The 23,637-nt window shown below is 62.6% G+C and carries 32 protein-coding genes; 12 read left to right on the top strand and 20 right to left on the bottom strand.

The features are described 5' to 3' along the window. Positions 1–710: DNA polymerase IV (gene dinB / locus A7A77_RS15720; RefSeq protein WP_483772886.1), on the bottom strand; the 710-nt coding region annotated here is incomplete at its 3' end. A 91-nt stretch (positions 711–801) separates the two neighbouring features. Between dinB and A7A77_RS15715 the strand changes: the two genes are divergently transcribed. Further along, the gene (locus A7A77_RS15715) at positions 802–2,115 is read left to right on the top strand and encodes a multidrug effflux MFS transporter (protein WP_245638512.1); all 1,314 of its coding nucleotides are present in this window, start codon (positions 802–804) and stop codon (positions 2,113–2,115) included. A 15-nt stretch (positions 2,116–2,130) separates the two neighbouring features. Here the strand turns inward: A7A77_RS15715 and A7A77_RS15710 are convergent, their stop codons facing one another. Then, complete coding sequence (locus A7A77_RS15710; protein ID WP_066560451.1) at positions 2,131–3,558, bottom strand: helix-turn-helix domain-containing protein; 1,428 nt, start codon at positions 3,556–3,558, stop codon at positions 2,131–2,133. Between the two features lie 165 nt (positions 3,559–3,723). Between A7A77_RS15710 and A7A77_RS15705 the strand changes: the two genes are divergently transcribed. Next, a complete protein-coding gene (locus A7A77_RS15705; RefSeq protein WP_066560448.1) occupies positions 3,724–5,322 on the top strand; it encodes an isocitrate lyase in 1,599 nt (532 codons plus the stop codon). Positions 5,323–5,400: 78 nt separating this feature from the next. Then, positions 5,401–5,568, top strand: a complete 168-nt coding sequence (locus A7A77_RS18195) for a hypothetical protein (protein WP_172799932.1) — start codon at positions 5,401–5,403, stop codon at positions 5,566–5,568. Positions 5,569–5,672: 104 nt separating this feature from the next. Here A7A77_RS18195 and A7A77_RS15700 read toward each other — a convergent pair whose 3' ends face one another. From A7A77_RS15700 to leuC, 9 genes are all read right to left on the bottom strand, one after another. Continuing rightward, a complete protein-coding gene (locus A7A77_RS15700) occupies positions 5,673–6,464 on the bottom strand; it encodes an NUDIX hydrolase (protein ID WP_172799931.1) in 792 nt (263 codons plus the stop codon). A 210-nt stretch (positions 6,465–6,674) separates the two neighbouring features. Next, on the bottom strand, positions 6,675–7,004 hold the full coding sequence (grxD, locus tag A7A77_RS15695; RefSeq protein ID WP_066560445.1) for a Grx4 family monothiol glutaredoxin: 330 nt from the start codon (positions 7,002–7,004) through the stop codon (positions 6,675–6,677). A 32-nt stretch (positions 7,005–7,036) separates the two neighbouring features. Continuing rightward, positions 7,037–7,270: a BolA family protein gene (locus A7A77_RS15690; protein WP_066560442.1), complete on the bottom strand. Its 234-nt coding sequence runs from the start codon at positions 7,268–7,270 to the stop codon at positions 7,037–7,039. Between the two features lie 59 nt (positions 7,271–7,329). Next, on the bottom strand, positions 7,330–7,653 hold the full coding sequence (locus A7A77_RS15685) for a DUF1476 domain-containing protein (RefSeq protein ID WP_066560439.1): 324 nt from the start codon (positions 7,651–7,653) through the stop codon (positions 7,330–7,332). A gap of 21 nt (positions 7,654–7,674) precedes the next feature. Continuing rightward, positions 7,675–8,271 (bottom strand): 3-isopropylmalate dehydratase small subunit, encoded by a 597-nt coding sequence (gene leuD, locus A7A77_RS15680; protein ID WP_066560437.1) that lies wholly within the window; start codon positions 8,269–8,271, stop codon positions 7,675–7,677. 62 nt (positions 8,272–8,333) lie between these two features. Next, the gene (locus tag A7A77_RS18010) at positions 8,334–8,498 is read right to left on the bottom strand and encodes a hypothetical protein (protein ID WP_156500620.1); all 165 of its coding nucleotides are present in this window, start codon (positions 8,496–8,498) and stop codon (positions 8,334–8,336) included. Positions 8,499–8,508: 10 nt separating this feature from the next. Then, positions 8,509–9,069 carry a DNA-deoxyinosine glycosylase gene (locus A7A77_RS15675; protein ID WP_082836197.1) on the bottom strand — a complete coding sequence of 187 codons (561 nt, stop codon included), beginning with the start codon at positions 9,067–9,069 and terminating at the stop codon, positions 8,509–8,511. Next, complete coding sequence (locus A7A77_RS15670; protein ID WP_066560433.1) at positions 9,066–9,473, bottom strand: GFA family protein; 408 nt, start codon at positions 9,471–9,473, stop codon at positions 9,066–9,068. The genes A7A77_RS15675 and A7A77_RS15670 overlap by 4 nt, the downstream gene beginning before the upstream one ends. Before the next feature lies 1 nt (position 9,474). Continuing rightward, on the bottom strand, positions 9,475–10,902 hold the full coding sequence (gene leuC / locus A7A77_RS15665) for a 3-isopropylmalate dehydratase large subunit (RefSeq protein ID WP_066560431.1): 1,428 nt from the start codon (positions 10,900–10,902) through the stop codon (positions 9,475–9,477). Positions 10,903–10,991: 89 nt separating this feature from the next. Here leuC and A7A77_RS15660 point away from each other — a divergent pair, with 89 nt between their 5' ends. Further along, positions 10,992–11,519 (top strand): sterol desaturase family protein, encoded by a 528-nt coding sequence (locus A7A77_RS15660; RefSeq protein WP_066560429.1) that lies wholly within the window; start codon positions 10,992–10,994, stop codon positions 11,517–11,519. Positions 11,520–11,546: 27 nt separating this feature from the next. Here the strand turns inward: A7A77_RS15660 and A7A77_RS15655 are convergent, their stop codons facing one another. The 9 genes from A7A77_RS15655 to A7A77_RS18005 form a co-directional block, all read right to left on the bottom strand. After that, on the bottom strand, positions 11,547–11,768 hold the full coding sequence (locus A7A77_RS15655; RefSeq protein WP_066560427.1) for a hypothetical protein: 222 nt from the start codon (positions 11,766–11,768) through the stop codon (positions 11,547–11,549). A 181-nt stretch (positions 11,769–11,949) separates the two neighbouring features. Continuing rightward, on the bottom strand, positions 11,950–12,363 hold the full coding sequence (locus A7A77_RS15650; protein ID WP_066560424.1) for a SufE family protein: 414 nt from the start codon (positions 12,361–12,363) through the stop codon (positions 11,950–11,952). A gap of 40 nt (positions 12,364–12,403) precedes the next feature. Then, positions 12,404–12,652, bottom strand: coding sequence for a hypothetical protein (locus tag A7A77_RS15645; protein WP_156500619.1), 249 nt, complete (start codon positions 12,650–12,652; stop codon positions 12,404–12,406). Between the two features lie 25 nt (positions 12,653–12,677). Beyond that, entirely contained in the window at positions 12,678–12,932 is a 255-nt protein-coding gene (locus tag A7A77_RS15640) for a hypothetical protein (protein WP_066560422.1), read from the bottom strand. A 10-nt stretch (positions 12,933–12,942) separates the two neighbouring features. Then, on the bottom strand, positions 12,943–13,239 hold the full coding sequence (locus A7A77_RS15635; protein ID WP_066560421.1) for a hypothetical protein: 297 nt from the start codon (positions 13,237–13,239) through the stop codon (positions 12,943–12,945). A gap of 23 nt (positions 13,240–13,262) precedes the next feature. Continuing rightward, positions 13,263–13,637 (bottom strand): envelope stress response membrane protein PspC, encoded by a 375-nt coding sequence (gene pspC, locus A7A77_RS15630; RefSeq protein ID WP_066560419.1) that lies wholly within the window; start codon positions 13,635–13,637, stop codon positions 13,263–13,265. Beyond that, positions 13,634–13,906 carry an envelope stress response membrane protein PspB gene (gene pspB, locus A7A77_RS15625; protein ID WP_066560458.1) on the bottom strand — a complete coding sequence of 91 codons (273 nt, stop codon included), beginning with the start codon at positions 13,904–13,906 and terminating at the stop codon, positions 13,634–13,636. Before pspB ends, pspC begins: the two co-directional genes overlap by 4 nt. Positions 13,907–13,933: 27 nt before the next feature. Then, positions 13,934–14,833, bottom strand: coding sequence for a phage shock protein PspA (gene pspA / locus A7A77_RS15620; RefSeq protein WP_082836196.1), 900 nt, complete (start codon positions 14,831–14,833; stop codon positions 13,934–13,936). Continuing rightward, positions 14,830–14,988 (bottom strand): hypothetical protein, encoded by a 159-nt coding sequence (locus tag A7A77_RS18005; RefSeq protein ID WP_156500618.1) that lies wholly within the window; start codon positions 14,986–14,988, stop codon positions 14,830–14,832. The genes pspA and A7A77_RS18005 overlap by 4 nt, the downstream gene beginning before the upstream one ends. 154 nt (positions 14,989–15,142) lie before the next feature. Here A7A77_RS18005 and pspF point away from each other — a divergent pair, with 154 nt between their 5' ends. The 8 genes from pspF to A7A77_RS15580 all read left to right on the top strand — a co-directional run bounded on the left by pspF (position 15,143) and on the right by A7A77_RS15580 (position 23,611). Then, the gene (gene pspF, locus A7A77_RS15615) at positions 15,143–16,162 is read left to right on the top strand and encodes a phage shock protein operon transcriptional activator (protein WP_066560414.1); all 1,020 of its coding nucleotides are present in this window, start codon (positions 15,143–15,145) and stop codon (positions 16,160–16,162) included. A 41-nt stretch (positions 16,163–16,203) separates the two neighbouring features. Then, positions 16,204–17,043, top strand: coding sequence for an META domain-containing protein (locus tag A7A77_RS15610; protein ID WP_066560412.1), 840 nt, complete (start codon positions 16,204–16,206; stop codon positions 17,041–17,043). 148 nt (positions 17,044–17,191) lie between these two features. After that, complete coding sequence (rimP, locus tag A7A77_RS15605) at positions 17,192–17,767, top strand: ribosome maturation protein RimP (protein WP_066560410.1); 576 nt, start codon at positions 17,192–17,194, stop codon at positions 17,765–17,767. A 2-nt stretch (positions 17,768–17,769) separates the two neighbouring features. After that, on the top strand, positions 17,770–19,422 hold the full coding sequence (nusA, locus tag A7A77_RS15600) for a transcription termination factor NusA (RefSeq protein WP_066560407.1): 1,653 nt from the start codon (positions 17,770–17,772) through the stop codon (positions 19,420–19,422). Then, entirely contained in the window at positions 19,403–20,146 is a 744-nt protein-coding gene (locus A7A77_RS15595; RefSeq protein ID WP_082836195.1) for a DUF448 domain-containing protein, read from the top strand. Before nusA ends, A7A77_RS15595 begins: the two co-directional genes overlap by 20 nt. 97 nt (positions 20,147–20,243) lie before the next feature. Further along, entirely contained in the window at positions 20,244–22,859 is a 2,616-nt protein-coding gene (infB, locus tag A7A77_RS15590; RefSeq protein ID WP_066560405.1) for a translation initiation factor IF-2, read from the top strand. Beyond that, positions 22,860–23,078: a hypothetical protein gene (locus tag A7A77_RS15585; protein ID WP_066560404.1), complete on the top strand. Its 219-nt coding sequence runs from the start codon at positions 22,860–22,862 to the stop codon at positions 23,076–23,078. Further along, positions 23,075–23,611: a DUF1697 domain-containing protein gene (locus A7A77_RS15580; RefSeq protein WP_066560402.1), complete on the top strand. Its 537-nt coding sequence runs from the start codon at positions 23,075–23,077 to the stop codon at positions 23,609–23,611. The genes A7A77_RS15585 and A7A77_RS15580 overlap by 4 nt, the downstream gene beginning before the upstream one ends. Positions 23,612–23,637: the final 26 nt, after the last annotated feature.

The raw sequence follows: 23,637 nt of genomic DNA, 5'->3' as shown, positions 1-23,637 counted from the left end.
TCGCCACCAAGCGATTTGCGGCTCCGATCAGTCCGAACCTGCCTGAGGTCGATACCTCGCGCCGCGCGATAAAGATACTCGGCAAAGCTGCCGAAATGGGTGCGGAGCCACGACAGGTCTTTCGCGGCCAGATCTGCACCGGTTTTGATGCCGAGCCTGACCATCTTCTCCGCCCCCTTCGGGCCAACTCCATGAAATCTCCGGACAGGAAGGTTGGCGACGAAGGCCGCCCCTTCACCCGGTAGAATAACACACAATCCGTCGGGTTTGTTCTGGTCCGATGCCAACTTGGCGAGGAACTTGTTGTAACTGACGCCGGCACTTGCGGTCAGCCGGGTTTCGTCCCGAATCCGTCGCCGGATGTCCTTGGCGATGAGGATGGCAGACCCGATTCCGGGCAGATCGAACGTGACATCGAGGTAGGCTTCGTCGAGGGACAGCGGCTCGACCAAAGGAGTATAAGACCGAAAGATAGCGCGGATTTGCGCAGAGACCTCGCGATAGACGTCAAATCGCGATTTGCGAAATATGAGGTCGGGGCAGAGCCTGCGTGCCGTTGCCGAAGGCATTGCCGAACGCACCCCAAATTTGCGCGCCTCATAACTGGCTGCGGCCACGACGCCGCGGCCCGATACACCGCCAACGGCCACCGGTTTTCCGCGCAAGCTCGGGTCGTCCCTCTGTTCGACGCTTGCGAAGAACGCATCCATATCTACATGGATGATCTTGCGCAGGCCGCCTGCCTCTATTTCATCGCCATCATGTCGGGAAGCCACGGTCACGACGAGCACTCTAGCGCAAATGGGCGGCCATGCGCATGAGCATTTTCATGTTGTGCTGCTGCAGCATAGCGCGCATTGCGGGCTCGAGATGATCCGGCTCCCGAAACCCCCTTCACGATTGAGTCGCACCGAATTCACGGTGATGCTGGCGTTCATCATGGCGCTACAGGCACTTGGTATTGACGCCATGCTTCCCGCGCTTGGCGATATAGCCGCCGAACTCAATGTCACGAATGAGAATGATCGACAATTGGTGGTCGGAACCTACCTCATGGGAATGGGGGCGGGCGCGTTGGTTTTCGGGTTCCTTGCCGACAGGTTCGGCAGAAAGCCGGTCGTGCTCGCCGGTATCGGAACTTACTGCCTCTTCGATTTCGGTTGCATGGTCATCAATGATTTTAATGCGTTGCTGATGCTGCGGTTTGCCAACGGCATGGTTGCTTCGGCCGGCAGTGTCGTGGCCAACGCCATTGTGCGCGACAGGTTCGAAGGTGACGCGATGGCGCGTGTCGTCTCGATGATCGCGGTGGTGTTCATGGTCGTCCCCGTCGTTGCGCCGACGATTGGGCAGATGATCCTGTTGGTCGCCGGGTGGCGATCGATCTTCGGATTGATGTTCGTCACGGGCGTCGTGATGTTTCTGTGGGTTCTGTTCCGCTTGCCGGAAACGCTGGCTCAGCATCAGAAGCAGCCGCTCGATCCGCGCCTTATCTTAAACAACCTGCGGCTCGTGATGACCAACCGAGACGCATTCGGATACATTTATGGCGCCACGCTCGTTTTCGCCGGCTTGTACGGTTATATCAATTGTGCAGAGCAGTTGGTTGGCGAACATTTCGGGCTGGGCGAAAATTTCGCTTATGTCTTCGGGGCAATGGCGTTGTTCATGGCGATGGCCAGTTTCGTCAATTCGCGCATCGTTGAACGCTTCGGTGCACGCCGGGTAAGCCATACTGCGCTGTTGATCTTTGTGTTGACGGGGGCCGCGCAGTTGGTGGCAGCGACCTTGGCGCCGGACAATTTCTATATCTTCGCCCCTCTCATGACGATCAACCTAGCGCTGATCGGGTTCCTCGGTTCGAACTTCAGCTCGATCGCTTTGCAACCGTTTCGGCATTTCGCCGGTTCGGCCTCTTCGTTTCAGACCACAGTGCGTGTTGGTGGCGGCGCATTGTTGGGTGCAGTTATCGGAGCGGCCTATGACGGTACGGCCGGACCGCTCGGTCTTGCGTTGTTTAGCCTCTCGCTCATGGGGCTGCTGCTCATTCTTTACAGCGAACGGGGCAAGCTGTTTCGTCGCCGGAAGGAGACCGTGCCGCAGGTCGAAGGTTAAAGCATTTCGAGCGCTTCAGTCGCTGGCAAAGGCAAACGGCACTCCGGTATCCCGATTATCGTCGGGCCGCATTTCGCGCCCGATGGGGGGAGCGGACCGTGCAATGCAGTGCGGACGGTGACAAAGGCGACAGGCGACACCGATAGGTGTCGCCTTCTCTTGTGCAAGGTCATCGCCATAGATCACGTGCCCAGCATGTTCCGCTGCACAGGCAAGAGCGACCGAACGTGTCGCCCGTGGGCTGTCCCAGGAACCGCCGCCGGCTTCGACTGTGCGAGCAATCGACAGGAAGCGTTCTCCTTCCGGAAGTTCCAGCCATTGCGGCAGTATATGTCCGGGCGCTTCGAACGCGGAATGGACATGCCATAGCGGGCAAGACCCCCCGGTTCGGGCAAAGGGGAAGCCCGCCCCGTCAAGACGCTTGGACACGTTGCCAGCGCGGTCGATGCGCAAGAAGAAGAACGGCACACCTTCCTCGCCCGGCCTTCCAAGTGTGGTGAGCCGGTGCGCAACTTGTTCGAAACTGGCAGCGAAGCGGCGCGACAATGTTTCCAGATCGTGCCTTGCGTGTCGTGCGGCGCGCAGGAATGGGCGATAGGGCATCAGCAGCGCGGCCGCCCAATACCCGGTCAGCGCCCGGCTGGCGAGACGACGCGCGTTCTCTCCTGAAAAGCGGCCGTCGACGAGCTGGGAAGTAATGACTTCCCGGCTCTCCAGCAAACCGATCTGGAAAGCGAGTTGAAAGCGCCTGCCCGGATGATCGAGCCGGTTGGAGATCAGCACCTGTTCGCGATGGCGATCGTGCCAGCGCAGCGATCCCAGGATCAGTTCCGGGTCGGTAAAACGCACCTTCTGTCCGTGCTTGCGGACGAGCCGATTGACGAGGGCATCGGTCCATACCGATTCCTCGCGTGGTCGGTCTGCGGCCAGTTCCTGCGCCACTTCGTTTGCGTGATCGTCCAGCGCGGGAAAACAGTTTCGCCGGGCTGCGAGGAATGCGCGCGCCTCGCCGACAGGGTCGTGAGTCACGGATGGATCGCCAGTCGATGCCATCTCGCGCCTTTGGGCGTGGGCCATCTGTTCTTCGGTAAAGGCAGTGTGCAGACGCAGCAGTGCCTCTGCAAAACCGGGGTAGCTGGTGGCGATGTCGGCACTGTCCAGGGCCGGAAGATCGATGTCTGCAAAGATCGGTTGCTTGAGCGTTGCCTGCAGCCGCTTGGCCAGATCCTCGCTGTCATCATCGGCCAAGCTGGCAATATCGATCTTGTAGGTGCTGGCCAACCGGAGCAGCAGGTCGGCGGTAATGGGACGCTGGTTCCGTTCCATAAGTGCCACGTAACTGGGCGAAATTTCCAGATCTGCAGCCATGTTTGCCTGGGTCAGACCAAGATCACGCCTGACGCGTTTCAGCCGCGGACCGATGAACAATGCTTTGCGCGCCATGCCTGCCGCTCCCCAGCATGATGAGTGAGTCGACATCATTACAACATTACAGAGAAAATTTGTAAAGTTTGACAATGCGACATCGAAGCACATTCCGCGGTGCAGCAAATCAGGTCATTGGAAGTGCATCAGTTCACTCAACACCGAATCGCGAGGGATACGACAATGACCTACCAGCAGACCATCGCGTCCCTGAAGGACACGATCGAAGCCAACGGCGCTCCGTGGAACGCCATCGACGCGGAAAGCGCCGCTCGCATGAAGCTGCAGAACCGCTTCAACACCGGCCTCGACATCGCGAAGTACACCGCGAAGATCATGCGGCAGGATATGGCAGCCTATGATGCGGACCCGGCGAACTACACCCAGTCGCTCGGCTGCTGGCACGGGTTCATCGGTCAGCAGAAGATGATCTCCATCAAGAAGCATTTCGGCACGACTCGTCAGAAGTACCTCTACCTCTCTGGCTGGATGGTTGCCGCGCTGCGCTCCGAATTCGGCCCGCTGCCCGACCAGTCGATGCACGAGAAGACCAGCGTTCCGGCCCTGATCGAGGAACTCTACACCTTCCTCAAGCAGGCCGACGCCCGTGAACTCGGCATGATGTTCCGCGACCTCGACGCAGCGCGTGAGCGTGGTGACGAGATCGAGGCGAAGCGCATCGAGACCGCGATCGACAACTACGAAACCCACGTCGTTCCGATCATCGCGGACATCGACGCAGGTTTCGGCAACCCGGAAGCGACCTACCTGCTGGCCAAGCAGATGATCGAAGCCGGTGCCTGTGCCCTGCAGATCGAGAACCAGGTCTCTGACGAAAAGCAGTGCGGCCACCAGGACGGCAAGGTTACCGTTCCGCATGAGGACTTCCACCAGAAGATCCGTGCGCTGCGTTACGCCTTCCTCGAACTCGGCGTGGATGACGGCATTATCGTTGCCCGTACCGACTCGCTGGGCGCTGGCCTGACGAAACAGATCGCGTTCACCAAGGAACCGGGCGACCTGGGCGACCAGTACAACTCGTTCCTCGACTGCGACGAAGTCGATGCCGGCAATCTCGGCAACGGCGACGTGCTGATCAGCCGCGACGGCAAGCTGCTTCGTCCCAAGCGCCTGCCTTCGAACCTCTACCAGTTCCGTTCCGGAACGGGCGAGGACCGCTGTGTGCTTGATGGCATCACTTCGCTTCAGGCGGGCGCAGACCTGCTCTGGATCGAAACCGAAAAGCCGCACATTGGCCAGATTGGCGGAATGGTGAACCGCATCCGCGAAGTCATTCCGAATGCCAAGCTGGTCTACAACAACTCGCCCAGCTTCAACTGGACGCTGAATTTCCGCCAGCAGGTCTTCGATGCCTGGGCCGCGGAAGGCAAGGACGTGTCGGGTTACGACCGTGCCAAGCTGATGAGCGTGGATTACGATGGTAGCGACCTCGCTGCCGAAGCCGACGAGCGCATCCGCACCTTCCAGAAGGACGCGGCGGCACAGGCCGGCATCTTCCACCACCTCATCACGCTGCCGACGTACCACACGGCTGCGCTGAGCACGGACAACCTCGCCAAGCGCTACTTCGGTGAAGAGGGCATGCTCGGCTACGTCCTCAACGTCCAGCGCGAGGAAATCCGTCAAGGTATCGCTTGCGTGAAGCACCAGAATATGGCCGGATCCGACATCGGCGACGACCACAAGGAATACTTTGCCGGTGAAGCGGCCCTCAAGGCCGGCGGCAAGGACAACACGATGAACCAGTTCGCTGCGGCATAAGGCAGCGAACCGGACTGAATATGAGAGCACAGAACTGAAAGGCCGCTCGAGGGCGGCGAGATCGAAGGAGCAAATGCAATGAGCACCGAAGACCAGGCCCGCACCGAGCGCCCCCGCGCGATCTTCAGCAACGCGGACTTCCCGATGTTGAAGACAGCCGTTGCTCACTACGCCCGGACCTGCGAAGACCCGGCCGAAGCAACGCGCTACGCGAATCTACTCCACCGTCTTGGCCGCGCCGGCTGAGATCGGGTAGAACACAACAACGGTCGCGGCCCGCTTGAGGGAGAGGGTCGCGAAACATCCTGGGCGCGGAGACTTTATCCAAGGTCTCCGCGCTTTTTTTATCGTTATTGCTGAGTCTCGCCGCGAATGGCGCTGACCAGCGGCTGGCCGATGCCGTCGTAGCCGTGCCCCGGTTCCACGCAAAGCCAGCGCTCTCCGTCGCGTTCCTCTACGAAGGCGCTGACGGGGCTCACGTCCTGTAATTCGCTGTCGGCACGTGCGGCAGAGAAGTCGCCGAGGCGATCCAGCCGGATCAGGTTCGCCCTGGTCGGGAACATGAGCCGAATCTCATCCCGGCTGCCCATGCTCAGCAGATCGGCTGCCGTGGCCCAGAACTGGCTGCTGGTTTCTGTGCCATCTGCGGAAAGAGTCACCGCACCGGTGCCGATGTCGGCGATCAGGAAGCGCGTGTCGAAACGCCGATTCACCCCGCTTGGCGGGTGCCAACGGGCAAACGGCACGAAATCTTCAACATCCAGAGCAAGGCCATGTTCGTCCAGAACCGCGCCAAGCGATGTTCCCTTCGCCAGAGATGCGCGCGCGGCGCCGGCGATCGCCGGATCGACATATCCCGTCACTCCGACGAACAGCCCGGTTTCTTCCAGCGTTTCACGGACGCAGGCAATGCGCGCTGCATTCCAGTCCGGATCGCCGGACAGAGTGCGCGCCAGCGTTACATCGTCCGGATCGACGCGCCCGCCCGGAAACACTGTCGCTCCAGCGCCGAAAGCGAGCTGGTCGGAGCGGCGTATCATCAGGAGTTCGGGGCCGGAAGGGCCGTTACGAAACACGATCAGGCTGGCGGCGGGGTGGGTTGCCGCAGGCTGCTGTCCGGTTCCATCCGTGGTTTCAGACATCGGCATGACCGTCGGGAAATTTTACAACACGCAAACTGCTCCGCCCAGAGGCGTGAGCTAGAAAGCTGAGAAAGCGTTCTTTTCCCAAAGCTGGCACACTTTGTGCTTTGTTAATTGTACCACCCGATAAACCATGCCCGATCGCGGGGCTGTCGTCCTGGTCTCCGACAGCCCCGCCGAATGGCAAGCGGGACTGGTCGAAAGCCAGCGTCATCCGGCTCGGGCGACCTGCTTTTCGGCCATGAGCTGCTGCAGCTCTCCTGCTTCGAACATTTCCATCATGATGTCGCTGCCGCCGACCATCTCGCCCTTTACATAAAGTTGCGGGATCGTGGGCCAGTCCGAATAGGTCTTGATGCCCTGGCGGATTTCCATGTCCTGCAGCACGTCGACGGATTCGAAGCCGACGCCCAGGTGGTCGAGGATGGCAACGGCCCGACTGGAGAAGCCGCACTGCGGGAAGAGCGGTGTGCCCTTCATGAACAGCACGACATCGTTGCTGTTGATGATGTCGGAGATGCGTTCGTTAACGTCGGCCATGCGGTGTCTTCCCGGTATTTGTCTTACTGCGTTCAGTTGGGAACCGCAGTGGTCAGTTGCAAGGCGTGAAGTTCCCCGCCCATGCGCCCGCCCAGCGCGGCATAGACCGCCTTGTGCTGGGCGATGCGGGTTTTTCCGGCAAAACTGGCGGACACGACGTGTGCCGCATAGTGATCGCCGTCGCCCGCAAGGTCGGTGATCGTCACTTCGGCATCGGGCAAAGCGGCGCGGATCATCGCCTCGATCTTGTCAGCCTGCATTGCCATCGATTTTCTCCGTCAGTGCGTCGGACACCCTTGCGCAACCGGCAGGGTGTCGGAATTTCTTACGCCTCGCCCATGAGCTGGCGGCGTGCCTCGACCATCTTTTCGTCGAGCGCTGCACGGACCGTCGCATCGTCGATGTCGATGCCGGCTGCGGTCATGTCGCCCAGCAGCTTGCGGATCACGTCTTCTTCGCCGGCTTCTTCGAAATCGGCTTGCACGACAGCCTTGCGATAGGCTTCGGTCTCCGCTTCGGTAAGGCCCATCTTGGCAGCAGCCCATTCGCCGACAAGACGGTTGCGCCGCGCGGTGATGCGGAACAGCGTTTCTTCGTCAAGGGCGAACTTGGCTTCCTCGGCGCGTTCGCGATCGTTGAAATCGGTCATTATTTTCCCCTTCGTGAGAAATCAGGCCGCATTGCGACCCGAAAGGAACGACAATTCACTGTTGGCGCGGCCTTCGTAGGCTGCAATCGCTTCGTCACGGGCCATCGTCAGGCCGATCTCGTCAAGCCCTTCGATCAGGCAGTGCTTGCGGAACGGGTCGATTTCAAACGTGAAACGATCCTGAAACGGGGTGGTGACCGTCTGGCTTTCAAGGTCGATCGCGATGTCATGCTCTGTCGCGACTTCGAGCAGGCGGTCGACCTGTTCCTGCGGCAGGACGACGGTCAGGATGCCGTTCTTGAAGGCATTGCCCGAAAAGATGTCCGAAAAGCTCGGCGCGATCACAGCCTTCACACCCATGTCGAGCAGGGCCCAGGCGGCGTGTTCGCGGCTGGAGCCGCAACCGAAGTTGTCGCCCGCGATGAGGATCGGTGCGCCGGCATAGCGTTCCGAATCGAAAATGTTGTCCGGATCCTTGCGGATCGTTTCGAACGCACCCTTGCCAAGGCCATCGCGGGTAATGGTCTTCAGCCAGTGGGCGGGGATGATGACGTCGGTATCGACGTTCTTTGCGCCAAACGGGATGGCGCGGCCTGCGATGTCGCGGATCGGTTCCATGACCAGTCGCCTAGATCAAGCGCGCCTGCGTCTCAACGGGAATCGACGCGAAAAATGCCGGATCAGTCGGTTTCCGGCGAGTCGATCAGGGCTGCCTTGGCCGCCTTCTTCTTCTGCGCGCGTTCTTTGCGGCGCGAGGTATAGAGAAGGGCTGCGGCCAGTGCCGCCGATCCGATTGCGGCCCCGGCCATTGCTGCCTTGCCGGTCCAGTCCTTTTCGTCGCTCACTGTTCTTCCCTCACGCAGGTTCGTCGTCTGGTTCGTGCATGCTGCCATGCGGACTTACATCGTCGCTGTCTTTGCGCTCGGTCAGAAATGGCCTGAGTGCAAGCCACCGAACGGTCTTTTCCGCAAGGCTCATTGCCGCATGGGCCGGGCTGCTGGAGGGCAGGTCGACCAGTGAGAGCCCTGTTTCACGCCCCAGCAACCGCCTGCCGATCCGTGCGGATGTGCCGCCGTTGAAGCCGATTGCGGCAAGTGCAGGAAGGCCGTTCACCAGCTCGCCAAGGGCATTGCCTTCAACCTCGCGCAAGTCGGCATCGAGGCTACCCTTGCGCCGTCCGCTCTTCACTACGTCCCACAAGCCGATCCCGTGATCGAGCAAGGCCGTGATGCGATCATCGTAGTCCATGGCGGGCAAGTCCGTTTCGATCACGGCGCCGACAAGGTGCCAGAACCGGTTCTGCGGGTGGGCGTAATAGCGTTCGGCGCGAAGCGAGGCCTCGCCCGGCAGGCTGCCGAGCAGGAGCAGGCGGGTATCGGTGCGCACGACCGGCGGGAATGAGGATTTGCGCGTCAGAACGCCTTGCCGTCGCCCATCGTGCCGTGGCCTGTCCGTTCGATCGGGCCATCCGGATCGTCGTCACTCATCGCCAGGCCGTTCGACCAGACGGCCGGGATACCTTCCAGTTCGGCCAGCGGAAACAGGCGCATGTTGACGCCCATCCGGTCCTGGTCGTTCGGGCCGTATGGCGTCCACGCGATAGCCGCACCGCAACCGGGGCAGAAATGGGTGGTCAGCCACCGCTCGATATCGGTGCGGCCAAACTCGGCGGTCTCGCCGGTGATCTCGACTTCAGCGCTTGCGAAATAGCCCCAGCCGCCGCCAATCGGTCGGCAAAGGTTGCAATTGCAGAAATTGACGTAATCGGGCCTGCGCGCCAGCGAAACATGAACTTGTCCGCAGGCGCAGCGCCCTTTCACATCACAGCTCGCGAACGTCGGTAAGGTGGCCCGTCACTGCGGCAGCCGCGGCCATCGCGGGGCTGACGAGGTGGGTTCGTGAACCCGGGCCCTGTCGCCCGACGAAATTGCGGTTGCTGGTCGATGCGCAGCGTTCGCCAGCCGGAACCTTGTCCGGATTCATGCCCAGACATGCCGAACAGCCCGGCTCGCGCCATTCCAGCCCTGCATCGGTGAATACCTTGTCGAGGCCTTCCGCCTCGGCCTGCTTCTTCACGAGGCCGGAACCGGGGACGACGATGGCCCACTTGACGTTATCGGCCTTGTGACGGCCGCGCAGCACTTCGGCCGCGGCGCGCAGATCCTCGATCCGGCTGTTGGTGCACGAACCGATGAACACGTTCTCTACCGGGATGTCGGCCATTTTCGTGCCGGGCGTCAGGCCCATGTAGTCGAGACTGGCCTGAGCCGCCTTCTGCTTCGATGGATCGGCAAAGCTGGACGGATCGGGCACGACCCCGCCGATCGCGACGGTATCTTCCGGGCTGGTGCCCCATGTCACGGTCGGCTGGATGTCGGCGGCATCGATGTGCACCGACTTGTCGAACGTCGCGCCGGTGTCGGTCGGCAGCGTCTTCCACCATGACAGCGCCTTGTCCCAGTCGGCACCCTTCGGTGCCATCGGACGGCCTTTCACGTATTCGAAAGTCTTGTCGTCCGGCGCGACGAGGCCGGCGCGCGCGCCGCCTTCGATCGCCATGTTGCATACCGTGATGCGGCCCTCGACGCTCATTTCCTCGAACACGTTGCCGCAGAACTCGATGACATGGCCGGTACCGCCAGCCGTGCCGATCAGGCCGATGACGTGGAGCACGACGTCCTTGGGCGTCACGCCCGCGCCGAGCGTTCCTTCGACGCGCACTTCCATCGTTTTCGACTGCTTGAGCAGCAGTGTCTGCGTGGCGAGCACGTGTTCGACTTCGCTGGTGCCGATGCCGAATGCCAGAGCGCCGAGGCCGCCGTGGGCCGCCGTGTGCGAATCGCCGCAGACGATTGTTGCGCCCGGCAGCGAGAAACCCTGTTCCGGGCCGACGACGTGGACGATGCCCTGTTCCAGATCGGCATCGCCGATGTAGCGGATGCCAAAGTCGGGCGCGTTTCTTTCCAGCGCTTCCAGTTGCTGCGCGCTTTGCGGATCGAGGATCGGGATGCGGTTGCCCGTCTCGTCACGCCGCGCAGTGGTCGGCAGGTTGTGATCCGGCACCGCAAGGGTCAGGTCGGGGCGACGCACCTTGCGTCCGGCGCTGCGCAAGCTTTCGAATGCCTGCGGGCTGGTAACCTCGTGGACGAGGTGGCGGTCGATATAGATCAGGCAGGTGCCATCATCGCGCTGTTCGACGACGTGGGCATCCCAGATCTTTTCGTAGAGTGTGCGTGCCTTGCTTGCCATAATGAGCGGGCATTTGCGCCCGTTACGGGCGAATTGCAAGTTGGACACGCAGGTTTGCATGGAATGCCAATGCTGCGTAGTAACGGGACATGTTCGTTACCGAAAAAATCCTGATCGTACTGGCCAGCGCGGCGGCAATGGAAGGTGTGGCCTGGGCGTCGCACAAGTACATCATGCACGGTTTCGGCTGGGGCTGGCACCGCGATCACCATCAGCGACATGACGGTTTCTTCGAATTGAACGATCTCTACGCCCTGGTCGGCGCGGCGATGAGTATTTCCATGTTCGCTCTTGGCAGCCCGCTCGTGATGGAGGCGGGCGCGTGGGAACCGGCGACTTGGATCGGGCTGGGCATTCTGCTTTACGGGATCATCTATACGCTGGTTCACGACGGCCTCGTTCACCAGCGGTGGTTCCGCTATGTCCCGCGCAAGGGTTACCTGAAGCGGCTGGTTCAGGCGCACAACCTCCACCATGCCACGCATGGCAAGGAGGGCGGGGTTAGTTTCGGTTTCGTGATTGCCCGCCATCCCGACAGGCTGAAGCAGGAGCTTATGCGGCAGAAGCGGCTGGGCGAAGCCAAGTTGCGGAAAAGCCGCGCGGCCGAACAGGGCTGAAACAGACCCGGCCGGCCGTCGCGGCGATCAGTGTGCGGTCTCCTCGACAAGCATGTCGTAGGAATGCGCATCGAAAAGGCGATGCCCTTCCGCATCGGGCGAACGATAGGGAAAATCGTGCGCCTCGATCATCTTTCCGAATGTCATCGCTTCCCTGCGATGCAGCAACCGGTCGGCGCTGGTCCGTGCGCATTGCGCCCGGATAAGCTCAACCTGTTCCTGCCGTAGCAGGCTGTTGAAATCGTCCATGGTGCCGCTCTCCTTCGGCAATCATGGGCACGAACGTTCGCCCCTCATGGGCTGAGCGCCGTTATTATGGCTTTGATGCTGGTTGTGCGTTCGCGCGCCGCGAATCTCTTAGCACGATTTGTGCGCCGAGTCCCGCTGTTCGCGCACTATTCTTCCCGTCGCAGGCTCGGCCCGTCGTGCCTCAGCCTTCGCCAGAGGCGATTCGCGCCGCCGTTTCGCGGATGAGGGCGATCATGTTGGGCACGCCCTGGGTGCGGTTGGAAGATAGCTGGTTGCGCAAGTCGAAGGGTTCGAGCAGCGCGGCAATGTCGGTTTCGGCCACTTGCGCGGCAGGTTTGTCCTGCACGGCCGAAACCACCAGTGCGACGATCCCCTTGGTGATCGCGGCATTGCTGTCGGCAAGGAAGTGGAGCTGGTCCCCGCTGTGCGTCGGGTAAACCCAGACGGAAGCGGAGCATCCCTTCACCTGCGTCGCCTCCGTCTTCAGCGCGTCGGGCATGGGATCAAGCTCGCGGCCCAGCTCGATCAGCAGGCGATAGCGTTCGTCCCCGTCGAGGAATTCGTATTCTTCGGCAATGTCGTCGATGGTTCGCATGGGCGAGGGCGCTAGCGGTGGCTGGGCCTGCGATCAATCCCTAGAGGTCGACCCCTGCGGCAATTGCTTCCAGTTGACGGACGCGCTCTTTCAGGTCGGCAAGCTCGATCCGGGCGGCTGGTGTCGCCTCGCCATCGGCAGTCGGCGCGCGGTCGGGCGAAGCGCGGCGATCCAGTTCGCGCAGCTTCAGCGCCAGCCATCCCTGCCAGCCGCGCAGGGCAGCCAGCGTCACGACACTCACCGCGGCAAGGGCGGCTATCGCGACGGTCAGCGTTTCGTAGGCCATCATGCGTTCCCCTTTCAGCCGTCAGGCGTCAGTCGCGCAGGCTCTCGATCTCGTCGGCGAGACCGAGCCGCTTGCGATCGTCATAGGCGATGCGTTCGAGCACCTTGATGCGTTCTTTCAGTTCCGCGATCTCGGCTTCCAGTTCGCGTTCGCGCAGATGCGAGCCGACCGGATTGCCATCCTCGTCAGAGGCATGACCCAGCGTGGCATTGCGCCTTTCGCGAAAGAATTGCGTGGCAAATACGATGGCCACGATCAGGACGATTGCGGTCCAGAAGCTCATCTTGTCCCCCTCAGTTCACGGTCTTGTCGGTGTCGCTGGCGGGCGCGGCCAGACGCTTGTCGCTATCCTCGTGCCGCAGTGCCTCGATCTGGGCCGCGACGTCGAAGCCGCGATCGGTGACGATGCGTTCAAGCACGCGAACCCGCTCTTCCAGCCGACTCGTATGCTGCGCATATTGCGCGGCCTTTTCGGCAGTGGCTTTTGCCTGCAGTTCGGCCATCTTGCCCTGGTGCTTGGTCCAGAAGATGAAAGCCACCAGCAGGAATGGTGCAAGCGGGATCAGCAGCGCGAGAGTTCCGGCTTCCATAACAACAGTCCCCTTGGATTTCCTCAGCGCAGGCTTTCGATTTCCTGCGAAAGCGCGCGGTTCTCGCTGACGTAGTGTTCCTCCACTCGGGCGAGGCGGCGGTCGATGTCCTTGAAGCGCGAGCGGACTTCGCGGGCCGAGCGTGCCGGAGACTGGCGTACGCCCTGCCAGAACTTCTCCTCCTGCTTGTCGGAATAGAGAGCGGCGGGCTTTGCTGGGGCGAACATCCCGATCGCAAGATAGGCGAAGAACGGCCAGCCAAGCATCAGCGTGGCGACGACGAAGCCGACACGGACCCAGACGACATCAACGCCGGTATAGTCCGCAATGCCGGAGCACACGCCCCAGAACTTGCCTTCCGCCTTGTTGCGATAAAACCGGGTGCGGGGCGTGTTCATCGTGCTGTCCTTTCCTTCAGCTTGCGCTCGATCTCTGCAAGCGCGGCATTGTCTTCGGCGTTGTCCGCGATCAGGCGCGGTTTTTCGAAATCCGGACTGTCGGCCGCGACGAGCCGCTCCACAGTGTCCATCCGTTCGTCGAGACGGCGGGCCAGCTGGTAGAGTTCCTCCAGCATCTGTTCGTCGCCGTCGGTCAGTTTGGGCGCGGTCTTCCACTTGGTGACATAGTGAAGGATCAGCCATGGCAGTGCGACAAACAGCGCGCCCATGACGATGACAAGATCGAGATCCACGGCTCAGTCCTCCTTCGTGCCGCCCTTCAGGGCGCGCTTCATTTCTTCCAGCTCTGCATCGACGGTGTCGTCGATGTTGAGAGCATCGATCTGTTCGGCAAGGCTCATCTCGCCCTTGGCAGTGCGCAGGCTGATCGCCTCGGCCCGCCCTTCCGCATAATCGGCGCGGCGTTCCAGCTGGTCGAACCGGGCCATTGCCTCGTCCACGCGTTCGGTGGTCAGCAGCGAGCGCAGCTTGTAGCGGTTTTCCGCGCTTTCGAGGCGGGCCGCGATCTGGCCCTGCCGGCTGCGCGCTTCGCGAAGGCGGGCCTGCAGCTTGGAGATATCCTCCTCGTAGGAGCGCAGGCTTTCGTCGAGCATGTCGATCTCGGCCTTCAGCTTCACCGCAAGATCGCCGGCCTTGCGCTTTTCGACAAGCGCGCCGCGGGCAAGATCCTCGCGGTCTTTCGACAGCGCGAGTTCCGCCTTTTCGCCCCAGTCGGACTGCAGCTTTTCCAGACGCATCTGGTGGCGCTGCATTTCCTTCTGGTCGGCGATGGTGCGGGCGGCGCTGGCGCGGACCTCGACAAGGGTTTCCTCCATCTCGACGATGATCATGCGGATCATCTTGTGCGGGTCGTCCGCCTTGTCGATCAGGTCGGCGAAATTGGCGGCGATGATGTCGCGGGTGCGGGAAAAGATGCCCATCAATGGCGCTCCATACTGGGTGATATCCTTGGTGTTGCGGGTCTGTGACCGGGGCTGACGGGGTGAACCGCCCGTTTCGCCACCGGCGTTTCCGCCGCGCAGGCGGGCGACCTCGTCATCGATGCGGGGGGAGGCCGCATCGTCCCGCTGGACGACACGGGCGCTGCGGCGCCGTGCCTCGTCCCGTTCGGGTTCGAGATCGAACGGATCGGTCATGCGAGGCTACCCTCGATGATCATGGCGGGAGCGGCAAAGCGCGGAGCCTCGTGAAGCTGCTGGCTGAGCGCGAAGACGTTGAGCGCCAGCATCGCTGCAAGGCTGGCCATCGATGACCATGCCAGCGGGCTTTGCTTTGTCAGGCGTTCGAACATGGGTCCCTTCCTCCAATGCGGGTTCACAAGGTATTCAGCAAGGGGCGTGCCAATTCCATATAATTTATTTAAAACAACGCCTTATGACACATCGCTGCTCGCGACATTCTGAAAAATATTGCCACCTCTTGGGAAAATGCACTAACTATTGGGCATGGAGCGCGAGAACCAGTTCGTCGGCCAGTCGCAGTCGATCCTCGACGCGGTGGAGCGTGCGAGCCGCGCCGCCGCCCTGTCGCGCCCCGTGCTTGTCATCGGAGAGCGCGGGACCGGCAAGGAACTGATTGCGGAGCGACTGCACCGCCTGTCCGACCGTTGGGGCGAACCGCTGGTCATCATGAACTGCGCCGCGCTTCCCGAAACGCTGATCGAGGCGGAACTGTTCGGCCATGAAGCGGGCGCCTTCACCGGCGCGATGAAAGCGCGTGAGGGACGGTTTGAGGAAGCCGATGGCGGCACCCTGTTCCTAGACGAACTGGGCAACCTGTCGATGGCCGCGCAGGAACGGCTGCTGCGCGCGGTGGAATATGGCGAAGTCACCCGTATCGGAGCCAGCCGCCCCCGGCGGGTGGACGTGCGCATCGTGGCGGCCACGAACGAGGATCTGCCATCGCTGGCCGAACAAGGGCGGTTCCGTGCCGACCTGCTGGACCGGTTGTCGTTCGAGGTCATCACGCTCCCGCCGCTGCGCGCCCGCGATGGCGACGTGCTGGTGCTGGCCGATTTCTTCGCCCGCCGCATGGCTGCAGAGCTTCGCTGGGAGGAATGGCCCGGATTTTCGGACGAGGTCATGGACGCGCTGGAGGCGCACGACTGGCCCGGCAACGTGCGGGAACTGCGCAACGTGGTCGAACGCGCGGTCTATCGCTGGGACATGTGGGACTTGCCGATCGGCGATGTGGTGTTCGATCCCTTCGATAGCCCGTGGGCGCCGAAACCTGCTGCCAGGCCCGATGCCGCGCCAGTCGCCGCGCCAGCCCGCCCCTTGAAAGCCGCGTTCGACTTCGCCGCGGTGACAGACCTGCGCGCGGCGGTGGACGGGCACGAAAAGGCGATCGTGACCCATGCACTGGAACGCAACCGCTGGAACCAGCGCAAGACGGCCGAGGCGCTGGGACTTTCCTACGACCAGCTGCGCCATTGCATGAAGAAGCACGAGATCTCGGCTAGCTGAGCGACATCGCGGGTTCAGTTTCACGCTCTAGGGTTTCAGGAATGACCGCGCGCCAAATCGTTTCCGCCCTTTCACTAGCCATCCTTGCGGCCTGTGGCGGCACTACGACAACCGGGCCTGAAGCGGCGCAATCGGGCGTGACGAGCGCTGCAGCGACGGACGCCGATGATCCGCAGCGCGACCTTTTCGGCCAATGGCAGGTGATCGAAGCAGGGGGCGAAACCCCGCATGGCCAACGCATGATCCTGCTTTTCGGCGACGATTGGTGGCAGACGCAGTCGCAATGTGTCTGGAGCACAGGCGATTTCAGCACCGATGGCGGCAAGATCGATTTCGTGCGGCTGGAACGATCCTATCCCGGCTTGCCGGAAAACCGGATGCCGACGGCGATGTGCGCACGGGGACTCTCGCCGCTGGAGATGTCGGCGCCGGACCTGATGTCGGGGGGGCGATCATTCGCCATCGATGGCGACCGGTTGACCATCGCCGCACCCGAAGGCGATCTGGTGGCAAAGCGTCTGCCGGAAACAGTGACCAATCCGATGGAATATACATCGGTCGATCCTCGCACGACGTGGGGCGAATGGCGGATCGTGAGTGTTGCTGGACAGCCGGTGGACGATGCCGCCATCGTCATCGGGTTCGAACAGGTGACGGCGCGCATCGGCTGCACCTATTACCAGTGGCTGGCCTGGAACGACGGGATGGGTCACGGTGGCAAGGCGCGCCGCGAACCGTTCGCGCAAGGGTGCGATGCGCCGGCACGCAAAGTTGCGGAAAACCTCGCCAGGACTATCGGGCAAACCGCAAGCGTGACCGCGCCCGCTCCGCAAACCCGCATATTCCATGGCCCTGGTGGCGAGGTCGTGCTCGGTCGCTGAAGCGCCCTCACGCGTACTTGCAAATCGCGTGCAAAGCGCCTACTTGGCGACTCATCCCGACATTGTCGCAAGCAAGGCCGGGCCGGAGCGGACACGCCCCGGCACGATTTCCCGCATGTGCAGTCCGGACCGGAATCTTGGAGCTGGAATGACCGATATCGCCCGCGCGACCGAACTGATCGAGGCCGAAGCAACCGCTTTGGGCTTCGACCTCGTGCGCGTGAAGCTGTTCGGTCAGGATGACGAACGCACGCTGCAGGTAATGGCCGAGAACCCGGAGACGGGCCAGCTGGTGATCGAACAGTGCATGGCGCTTTCGCGCAAGATCTCCGATGCGCTGGACGCGAAGGAAGAGGCTGGCGACGACCTGATCGAGGGAGCCTACCGCCTTGAAGTCAGCAGCCCGGGCATCGACCGTCCGCTGACCCGCGCCAAGGACTTCGCCAACTGGGCCGGGCACGAGGCGCGCATCAATATCGCCAAGGACGCCGTAGCGCCGACGGGCAACCGCCGCACATTCCATGGCGACCTGATCGGCATCGAGGGCGAGAACGTCGCCATTGACGACCGCAAGAACGGGCGGGTTGAAATCCCGCTTGGCACCATCCATTCGGCCAAGCTTGTCCTGACCGACAAGCTGATCAAGGCCACTGTCCCGCTCGACACGACCGGCGCAGACGAAATTATTGAAACCGAAGACGATCTTCAGGAACAGGAAGACTGATAATGGCCAGCCCGATTTCCGCAAATCGCGCCGAACTGCTCGCCATCGCCAACTCGGTGGCGAACGAGAAGATGATCGACAAGTCGATCGTCATCGAGGCGATGGAAGAGGCGATCCAGAAGTCCGCCCGCAACCGTTACGGCGCGGAAAACGACATCCGCGCCAAGCTTGACCCGAATACCGGCGACCTTCGCCTGTGGCGCGTCGTCGAAGTGGTCGAGGAGGTCGAGGACTACTTCAAGCAGGTTAGCGTTGAGCAGGCGCAGAAGCTGCAGTCCGGCGCAGTCGTTGGCGACTACATCGTCGATCCGTTACCCCCGGTCGATCTTGGCCGCATCGACGCGCAGTCGGCCAAGCAGGTCATCTTCCAGAAGGTCCGCGATGCAGAGCGCGAGCGCCAGTACGAGGAATTCAAGGACCGCGCCGGCGAGATCATCACCGGCGTGATCAAGTCGGTCGAATTCGGTCACGTGATCGTGAACCTCGGCCGCGCCGAAGGCATCATCCGCCGCGACCAGCAGATCCCGCGCGAAGTCGCGCGCGTCGGCGAACGCGTCCGCGCATGGATCAGCAAGGTCGAGCGTTCGAACCGCGGCCCGCAGATCTTCCTCAGCCGCGCGCATCCCGAGTTCATGAAGAAACTCTTCGCGCAGGAAGTGCCCGAAATCTACGACGGCATCATCGAGATCAAGGCTGCCGCCCGCGATCCGGGCTCGCGCGCCAAGATCGGCGTGATCAGCCATGACAGCTCCATCGATCCCGTCGGCGCCTGCGTCGGCATGAAGGGCAGCCGCGTTCAGGCCGTCGTGCAGGAACTGCAGGGCGAAAAGATCGACATCATCCCGTGGAGCGAGGACACCGCGACCTTCATCGTCAACGCGCTGCAGCCCGCAACGGTCAGCCGCGTCGTTCTTGACGAGGAAGAAGGCCGCATCGAAGTCGTCGTTCCCGACGACCAGCTGTCGCTCGCCATCGGTCGCCGCGGTCAGAACGTGCGTCTGGCCAGCCAGCTGACCGACAGCCAGATCGACATCATGACCGAGGCTGAATCGAGCGAGAAGCGCCAGAAGGAATTCGCCGAACGCTCCAAGATGTTCGAGGAAGAGCTCGACGTCGATGAAACGCTGGCGCAGCTGCTGGTGGCCGAAGGCTTCACCGAGCTCGAGGAAGTCGCCTACGTCGAGATGGACGAACTGGCCGGCATCGAAGGCTTCGACGAGGAACTGGCGCAGGAACTCCAGTCCCGCGCGGTCGAGGCGCTGGAACGTCGCGAATCCGCATACCGCGAAGCCCGCCGCGAACTGGGCGTCGAGGATGCGCTGGCCGACATCCCGCACCTGACCGAGGAAATGCTCGTCGTGCTGGGCAAGGGCGGGATTCTGACGCTTGACGATCTGGCCGATCTCGCCACCGACGAACTGATCGCGAAGAAGCGCGAGGCACCGCGTCGCCGCAACAACACCGACGGCCCGCCGCTGAAGCGCAACGTGCGCGAAGGCGACAAGGGCGGCGTGCTCGGCGAATTCGGCCTTTCCGAAGAGCAGGGCAACGAGATCATCATGGCGGCCCGCGCCCACTGGTTCGAAGACGAGGAGCCGGCCGAAGCCGCCGCTCCCGCAGCAGAGGAGGCCGCCGATGCGGAATCCTCACAATGAGCCGCTAACCGACAGCTTCGATGACGGATCGGTGCGCACCGCAAGGAGCGCGCCGGAACGCCGCTGCGTGCTGAGTGGACGTACCGCTCCGCGTGAGGATCTGCTTCGTCTGGCCGTCGGGCCGGAGGGACAGGTGCTGCCCGACGCCCATGCCAAGGCACCGGGCCGCGGCGCGTGGGTCGGTGCCAACCGCGCCGAACTTGAAGAAGCACTGGCCAAGGGCCATCTGAAGGGAGCACTGGCGCGCGGGTTCAAGACCAACGCGCTGCGCCTGCCCGACGACTTGCCCGATCTGGCCGAGGCTGCCTTGCGGCGCGCCTTTACCGACCGGCTGGGGATCGAATGGCGTTCGGGCAACCTGATCGCCGGTTCTGATCGCATTGCCGAGCAGGCCCGATCGGGGCGCGTTGCATGGCTTGGCCATGCGAGCGATGCCTCCGACGATGGCTCGCGCAGGTTGGACCAGGCATGGCGCGTGGGCGAGGATGCGGAAGGGTCCGGCATGGCCGGCGTGCGCTTGCCACTGGACCGCGCGGCACTGTCTGTGGCATTGGGCCGCGAGAATGTCGTGCACCTTGCCGTGACCGACCGTGCCGCAGCGGCGCGCATCACGGCGCAACTGGCGCGATTGACGCACTTTCTTGGCCACGGCGTCCGGAGGGGGGATAACCCGCCCGAAGGCAGTCGCGGCAATGATCCGCCCCTGACCGGTAAGGCCGCATAGCGACCGAGGCCCGAGGCACCGCCCGGAATTCCCGTGCATATCGCACGCGACAGGTCCGGGGACGAGAAGAAGAATTTTTGAAGGACGTTTTGACCGTATGAGCGATACCGACGACACCCCCCGCACCCGCAAGCCGCTTGGTCTCAAGCGCAGTGTGGACGCGGGCGAGGTCAAGCAGACCTTCAGCCACGGCCGCACCAACAAGGTCGCGGTCGAGGTCAAGCGTCGCCGCAAGATACTGAAGCCGGGTGAAACCGCGGCTCCGACCCCTGCGCCCGCGCCGGAGCCGGAAGCAAAGGCTCCCGCCCCTGCGCCTGTGCCCAAGCCTGTGCCGAAGCAGCCCGCCCCCTCGCGCGAAAGCCGCCAGGAAATGCAGACACGCCTGCTGCGCGAGGCAGAGGAGGCCCGTCTGGCCACGCTGGAGGAGGCCAACCGCCGCGAACAGGAAGAACGTGCCCAGGCGCTGGAAGACGAAAAGCGCCGCGCCGAGGAAAACCGCAAGGCCGACGAAGAAGCTGCCAAGCGTGAGGCGGAAGAGGCCAAGGCCGAGCCCGCACAGCCCGCCGCGGCACCTGAGCCGAAAGCGACCGCAAGCGAGCCTGAAGCGGCGACCGAGCCGGCAACGTCCGAGCCGACTACGACCGAATCGGAAAGCACGGAAGCCGAGGAAGTCACCCCCGCTCCGCGCCGGTTCACGCCGGTCAAGCGTCCCGAACCCAAGCGTCCGGCCCCGGCCGCGACCGAGAAGAAGCCTGCCCGCGGTGCCGACAAGCGCCCGGCGGCAGATGATCGCAGCGAGGAGCAGCGCGGCGGGGATCGCCGCAAGGGCAAGCTGACCGTTACCAAGGCGCTGAACGAGGACGAGGGCCGCCGTGCCCGCAGCCTCGCCGCGCTGAAGCGTGCACGTGAAAAGGAACGCCGCATGCAGGGCGGCGGCGGTTCGTCCAAGCCGCGCGAAAAGCAGGTCCGCGACGTGATCGTGCCGGAAGCGATCACGGTGCAGGAACTTGCCCAGCGCATGGCCGAAAAGGGCGCGGACCTCGTGAAGGAGCTGTTCAACCTCGGCATGATGGTCACCGTCAACCAGACGATCGATCAGGACACCGCCGAACTTCTGGTCGAACAGTTCGGTCATAACATCCAGCGCGTGTCCGAAGCCGACGTCGACATCGACACGACCGTAGATGTCGATCCGGACGAGACGCTGCAGCCGCGTCCGCCCGTCGTTACCATCATGGGCCACGTTGACCACGGCAAGACCAGCCTGCTGGACGCCCTGCGCGGAACTGACGTGACCCGCGGCGAGGCTGGCGGCATCACGCAGCACATCGGCGCGTACCAGATCGTGACGAAGGACAAGCAGAAGATCACGTTCCTCGACACGCCCGGCCACGAGGCGTTTACCGAGATGCGTGCGCGCGGCGCCAACGTCACCGACATCGTGATCCTTGTGGTGGCAGCCGATGACGGCCTGATGCCGCAGACGATCGAGGCCATCAATCACACGAAGGCCGCAGGCGTCCCGATGATCGTCGCCATCAACAAGTGCGACAAGCCGGAAGCCAATCCGCAGAAGATCCGCGAACGCCTGCTGGAGCACGAGATCGTGGTCGAGGCGATGAGCGGCGATGTCATGGACGTCGAGGTTTCGGCCAAGACCAAGCAGGGTCTCGACAAGTTGCTGGAGGCGATCAACCTTCAGGCCGAACTGCTCGAGCTGAAGGCCAACCCCGACCGCGACGCAGAAGCGACCGTGATCGAGGCGAAGCTGGACAAGGGCAAGGGCCCGCTCGCCACCGTGCTTGTCACGCGCGGTACGCTGAGGCGCGGCGACATCTTCGTCGTCGGCACCGAAAGTGGCCGTGTCCGCGCGATCCACGACGACAAGGGCAAGCAGATCAAGGAAGCCGGCCCCTCCATGCCGGTCGAGGTCCTCGGCCTTGGCGGTGTGCCGAATGCCGGTGACCAGCTTGCGGTTGTCGAAAACGAGCAGCGCGCCCGCGAAGTCTCGGCCTATCGTACCGAAAAGGCCAACGAGAAGCGCACCGCGATGGCTCCGGCCAGCTTCGAGAACATGTTCTCGGCGCTCAAGAGCAACCTCATCGAATACCCCGTCGTCATCAAGGCCGACGTGCAGGGTTCGGTCGAGGCGATCATCAACGCTCTGGCCAAGATCTCCAACGACGAGATCAAGGTCCGCGTGCTGCATTCGGGCGTGGGTGCGATCACCGAAAGCGACGTGACGCTTGCTGCCGCGAGCGGTGCGCCGATCATCGGCTTCAACGTGCGTCCCAATGCCAAGGCGCGTCAGCAGATGGAGAAGGACAAGGTCCGTCTCATGTATCACGACGTGATCTACCATCTGACCGAAGAGATCACGAAGGAACTGGCCGGCGAGCTGGGTCCCGAAAGGATCGAGAACGTCGTGGGCCGTGCGCAGGTCAAGCAGGTCTTCCCGGCCGGCAAGAAGGACAAGGCAGCCGGTCTGCTTGTCGAGGAAGGCGTTATCCGCAAGGGCCTGTTCGCGCGCCTCACCCGCAACGACGTCATCGTTTCGGCCACGACGATCGCCTCGCTGCGCCGCTTCAAGGACGACGTGGACGAAGTCCGCGCAGGTCTGGAATGCGGTGTCGTGCTGACCGACACGAACGACATCAAGGCTGGCGACCAGCTGGAAGTCTTCGAGGTCGAGGAACGCGAACGGGTTCTGTAATTGGAAGAAAGCTTCGAAGCGGGGCCGCATTGGCGGATCGTGCTCCAGCCTAAGCCGGAGGGTGTTTACATCTTCGTGTGGGACACGAAGTCGAGCAGTTTTCCCGAATGGGACTATCTGGAAAACACTCTGGAAATCGCCAAGGAATGTTGCCTTGAGGACTATGGCACTCCTGCGTCCTCTTGGCGGCCCTTCCATGGCGAAGGCCCCATGAAGTGAAGAGGTATTGCGCCTTCTTCGCCAGCATGAACGTCGGCGGCCATCGGCTGAAGATGACCGACCTGCGCGACGCGTTGGAGCGGGAGGAACTGGAGGACGTCGAAACTGTCGTCGCCAGCGGGAACGTGCTGTTTTCGTTCGACGATCGCCCCTCGGACGGGCTTTCGGAAATGCTGGCCTACATCGTGAAGGACCGCTTCGGTTTCGACACCTTCGCTGCCGTGCGCAATGCAGACGAAGTTCGCGCCGCGTTCGAGCAGAACCCGTTCCACGGCGAGGGTGAGGACAAACAGGTCCATACCCTGTTCCTGAACGCACCCGCCGATCCGGCAGCGTTCGAAATGATGGTTGCGGCCTATGAAGGACGCGGGCCGGAGCGGATCGCATTGGGTGACGGCTGCATCTACGTCGATTATGTCGAGGGCGTCGGACAATCGAAGCTGACCGGTCCCTTCATCGGACGGCGGCTGGAACGCCGGTTCACGGCCCGCAACATGGCCTCGCTCAAGCGCATTCACGAAAAGATGGCCTGACACGAAGAAGGGCGACCCCGAAAGGC

The organism is Croceicoccus bisphenolivorans, from assembly GCF_001634625.1.
In the GTDB taxonomy this organism is placed as follows: domain Bacteria; phylum Pseudomonadota; class Alphaproteobacteria; order Sphingomonadales; family Sphingomonadaceae; genus Croceicoccus; species Croceicoccus bisphenolivorans.
Note: the sequence above shows the minus strand (reverse complement) of the source record. Positions and strands in the feature narration are given on the sequence as shown.

Bases quoted from the DNA above. Each gene is read 5' to 3' on its own strand.
- infB (WP_066560405.1), top strand. From the start codon at position 20,244: ATGAGCGATACCGACGACACCCCCCGCACCCGCAAGCCGCTTGGTCTC.
- pspF (WP_066560414.1), top strand. From the start codon at position 15,143: ATGGAGCGCGAGAACCAGTTCGTCGGCCAGTCGCAGTCGATCCTCGAC.
- leuC (WP_066560431.1), bottom strand. From the start codon at position 10,902: ATGGCAAGCAAGGCACGCACACTCTACGAAAAGATCTGGGATGCCCAC.
- A7A77_RS15690 (WP_066560442.1), bottom strand. From the start codon at position 7,270: ATGGCAATGCAGGCTGACAAGATCGAGGCGATGATCCGCGCCGCTTTG.
- pspC (WP_066560419.1), bottom strand. From the start codon at position 13,637: ATGAACACGCCCCGCACCCGGTTTTATCGCAACAAGGCGGAAGGCAAG.
- A7A77_RS15705 (WP_066560448.1), top strand. From the start codon at position 3,724: ATGACCTACCAGCAGACCATCGCGTCCCTGAAGGACACGATCGAAGCC.
- nusA (WP_066560407.1), top strand. From the start codon at position 17,770: ATGGCCAGCCCGATTTCCGCAAATCGCGCCGAACTGCTCGCCATCGCC.
- pspB (WP_066560458.1), bottom strand. From the start codon at position 13,906: ATGGGCGCGCTGTTTGTCGCACTGCCATGGCTGATCCTTCACTATGTC.
- A7A77_RS18195 (WP_172799932.1), top strand. From the start codon at position 5,401: ATGAGCACCGAAGACCAGGCCCGCACCGAGCGCCCCCGCGCGATCTTC.
- A7A77_RS15640 (WP_066560422.1), bottom strand. From the start codon at position 12,932: ATGAGCTTCTGGACCGCAATCGTCCTGATCGTGGCCATCGTATTTGCC.
- A7A77_RS15710 (WP_066560451.1), bottom strand. From the start codon at position 3,558: ATGGCGCGCAAAGCATTGTTCATCGGTCCGCGGCTGAAACGCGTCAGG.
- A7A77_RS15635 (WP_066560421.1), bottom strand. From the start codon at position 13,239: ATGGAAGCCGGAACTCTCGCGCTGCTGATCCCGCTTGCACCATTCCTG.
- A7A77_RS15595 (WP_082836195.1), top strand. From the start codon at position 19,403: ATGCGGAATCCTCACAATGAGCCGCTAACCGACAGCTTCGATGACGGA.
- A7A77_RS15655 (WP_066560427.1), bottom strand. From the start codon at position 11,768: ATGGACGATTTCAACAGCCTGCTACGGCAGGAACAGGTTGAGCTTATC.
- pspA (WP_082836196.1), bottom strand. From the start codon at position 14,833: ATGACCGATCCGTTCGATCTCGAACCCGAACGGGACGAGGCACGGCGC.
- A7A77_RS15645 (WP_156500619.1), bottom strand. From the start codon at position 12,652: ATGATGGCCTACGAAACGCTGACCGTCGCGATAGCCGCCCTTGCCGCG.
- A7A77_RS15715 (WP_245638512.1), top strand. From the start codon at position 802: ATGGGCGGCCATGCGCATGAGCATTTTCATGTTGTGCTGCTGCAGCAT.
- A7A77_RS15660 (WP_066560429.1), top strand. From the start codon at position 10,992: ATGTTCGTTACCGAAAAAATCCTGATCGTACTGGCCAGCGCGGCGGCA.
- A7A77_RS15685 (WP_066560439.1), bottom strand. From the start codon at position 7,653: ATGACCGATTTCAACGATCGCGAACGCGCCGAGGAAGCCAAGTTCGCC.
- A7A77_RS15610 (WP_066560412.1), top strand. From the start codon at position 16,204: ATGACCGCGCGCCAAATCGTTTCCGCCCTTTCACTAGCCATCCTTGCG.
- rimP (WP_066560410.1), top strand. From the start codon at position 17,192: ATGACCGATATCGCCCGCGCGACCGAACTGATCGAGGCCGAAGCAACC.
- grxD (WP_066560445.1), bottom strand. From the start codon at position 7,004: ATGGCCGACGTTAACGAACGCATCTCCGACATCATCAACAGCAACGAT.
- A7A77_RS15650 (WP_066560424.1), bottom strand. From the start codon at position 12,363: ATGCGAACCATCGACGACATTGCCGAAGAATACGAATTCCTCGACGGG.
- A7A77_RS18005 (WP_156500618.1), bottom strand. From the start codon at position 14,988: ATGTTCGAACGCCTGACAAAGCAAAGCCCGCTGGCATGGTCATCGATG.
- leuD (WP_066560437.1), bottom strand. From the start codon at position 8,271: ATGGAACCGATCCGCGACATCGCAGGCCGCGCCATCCCGTTTGGCGCA.
- A7A77_RS15700 (WP_172799931.1), bottom strand. From the start codon at position 6,464: ATGTCTGAAACCACGGATGGAACCGGACAGCAGCCTGCGGCAACCCAC.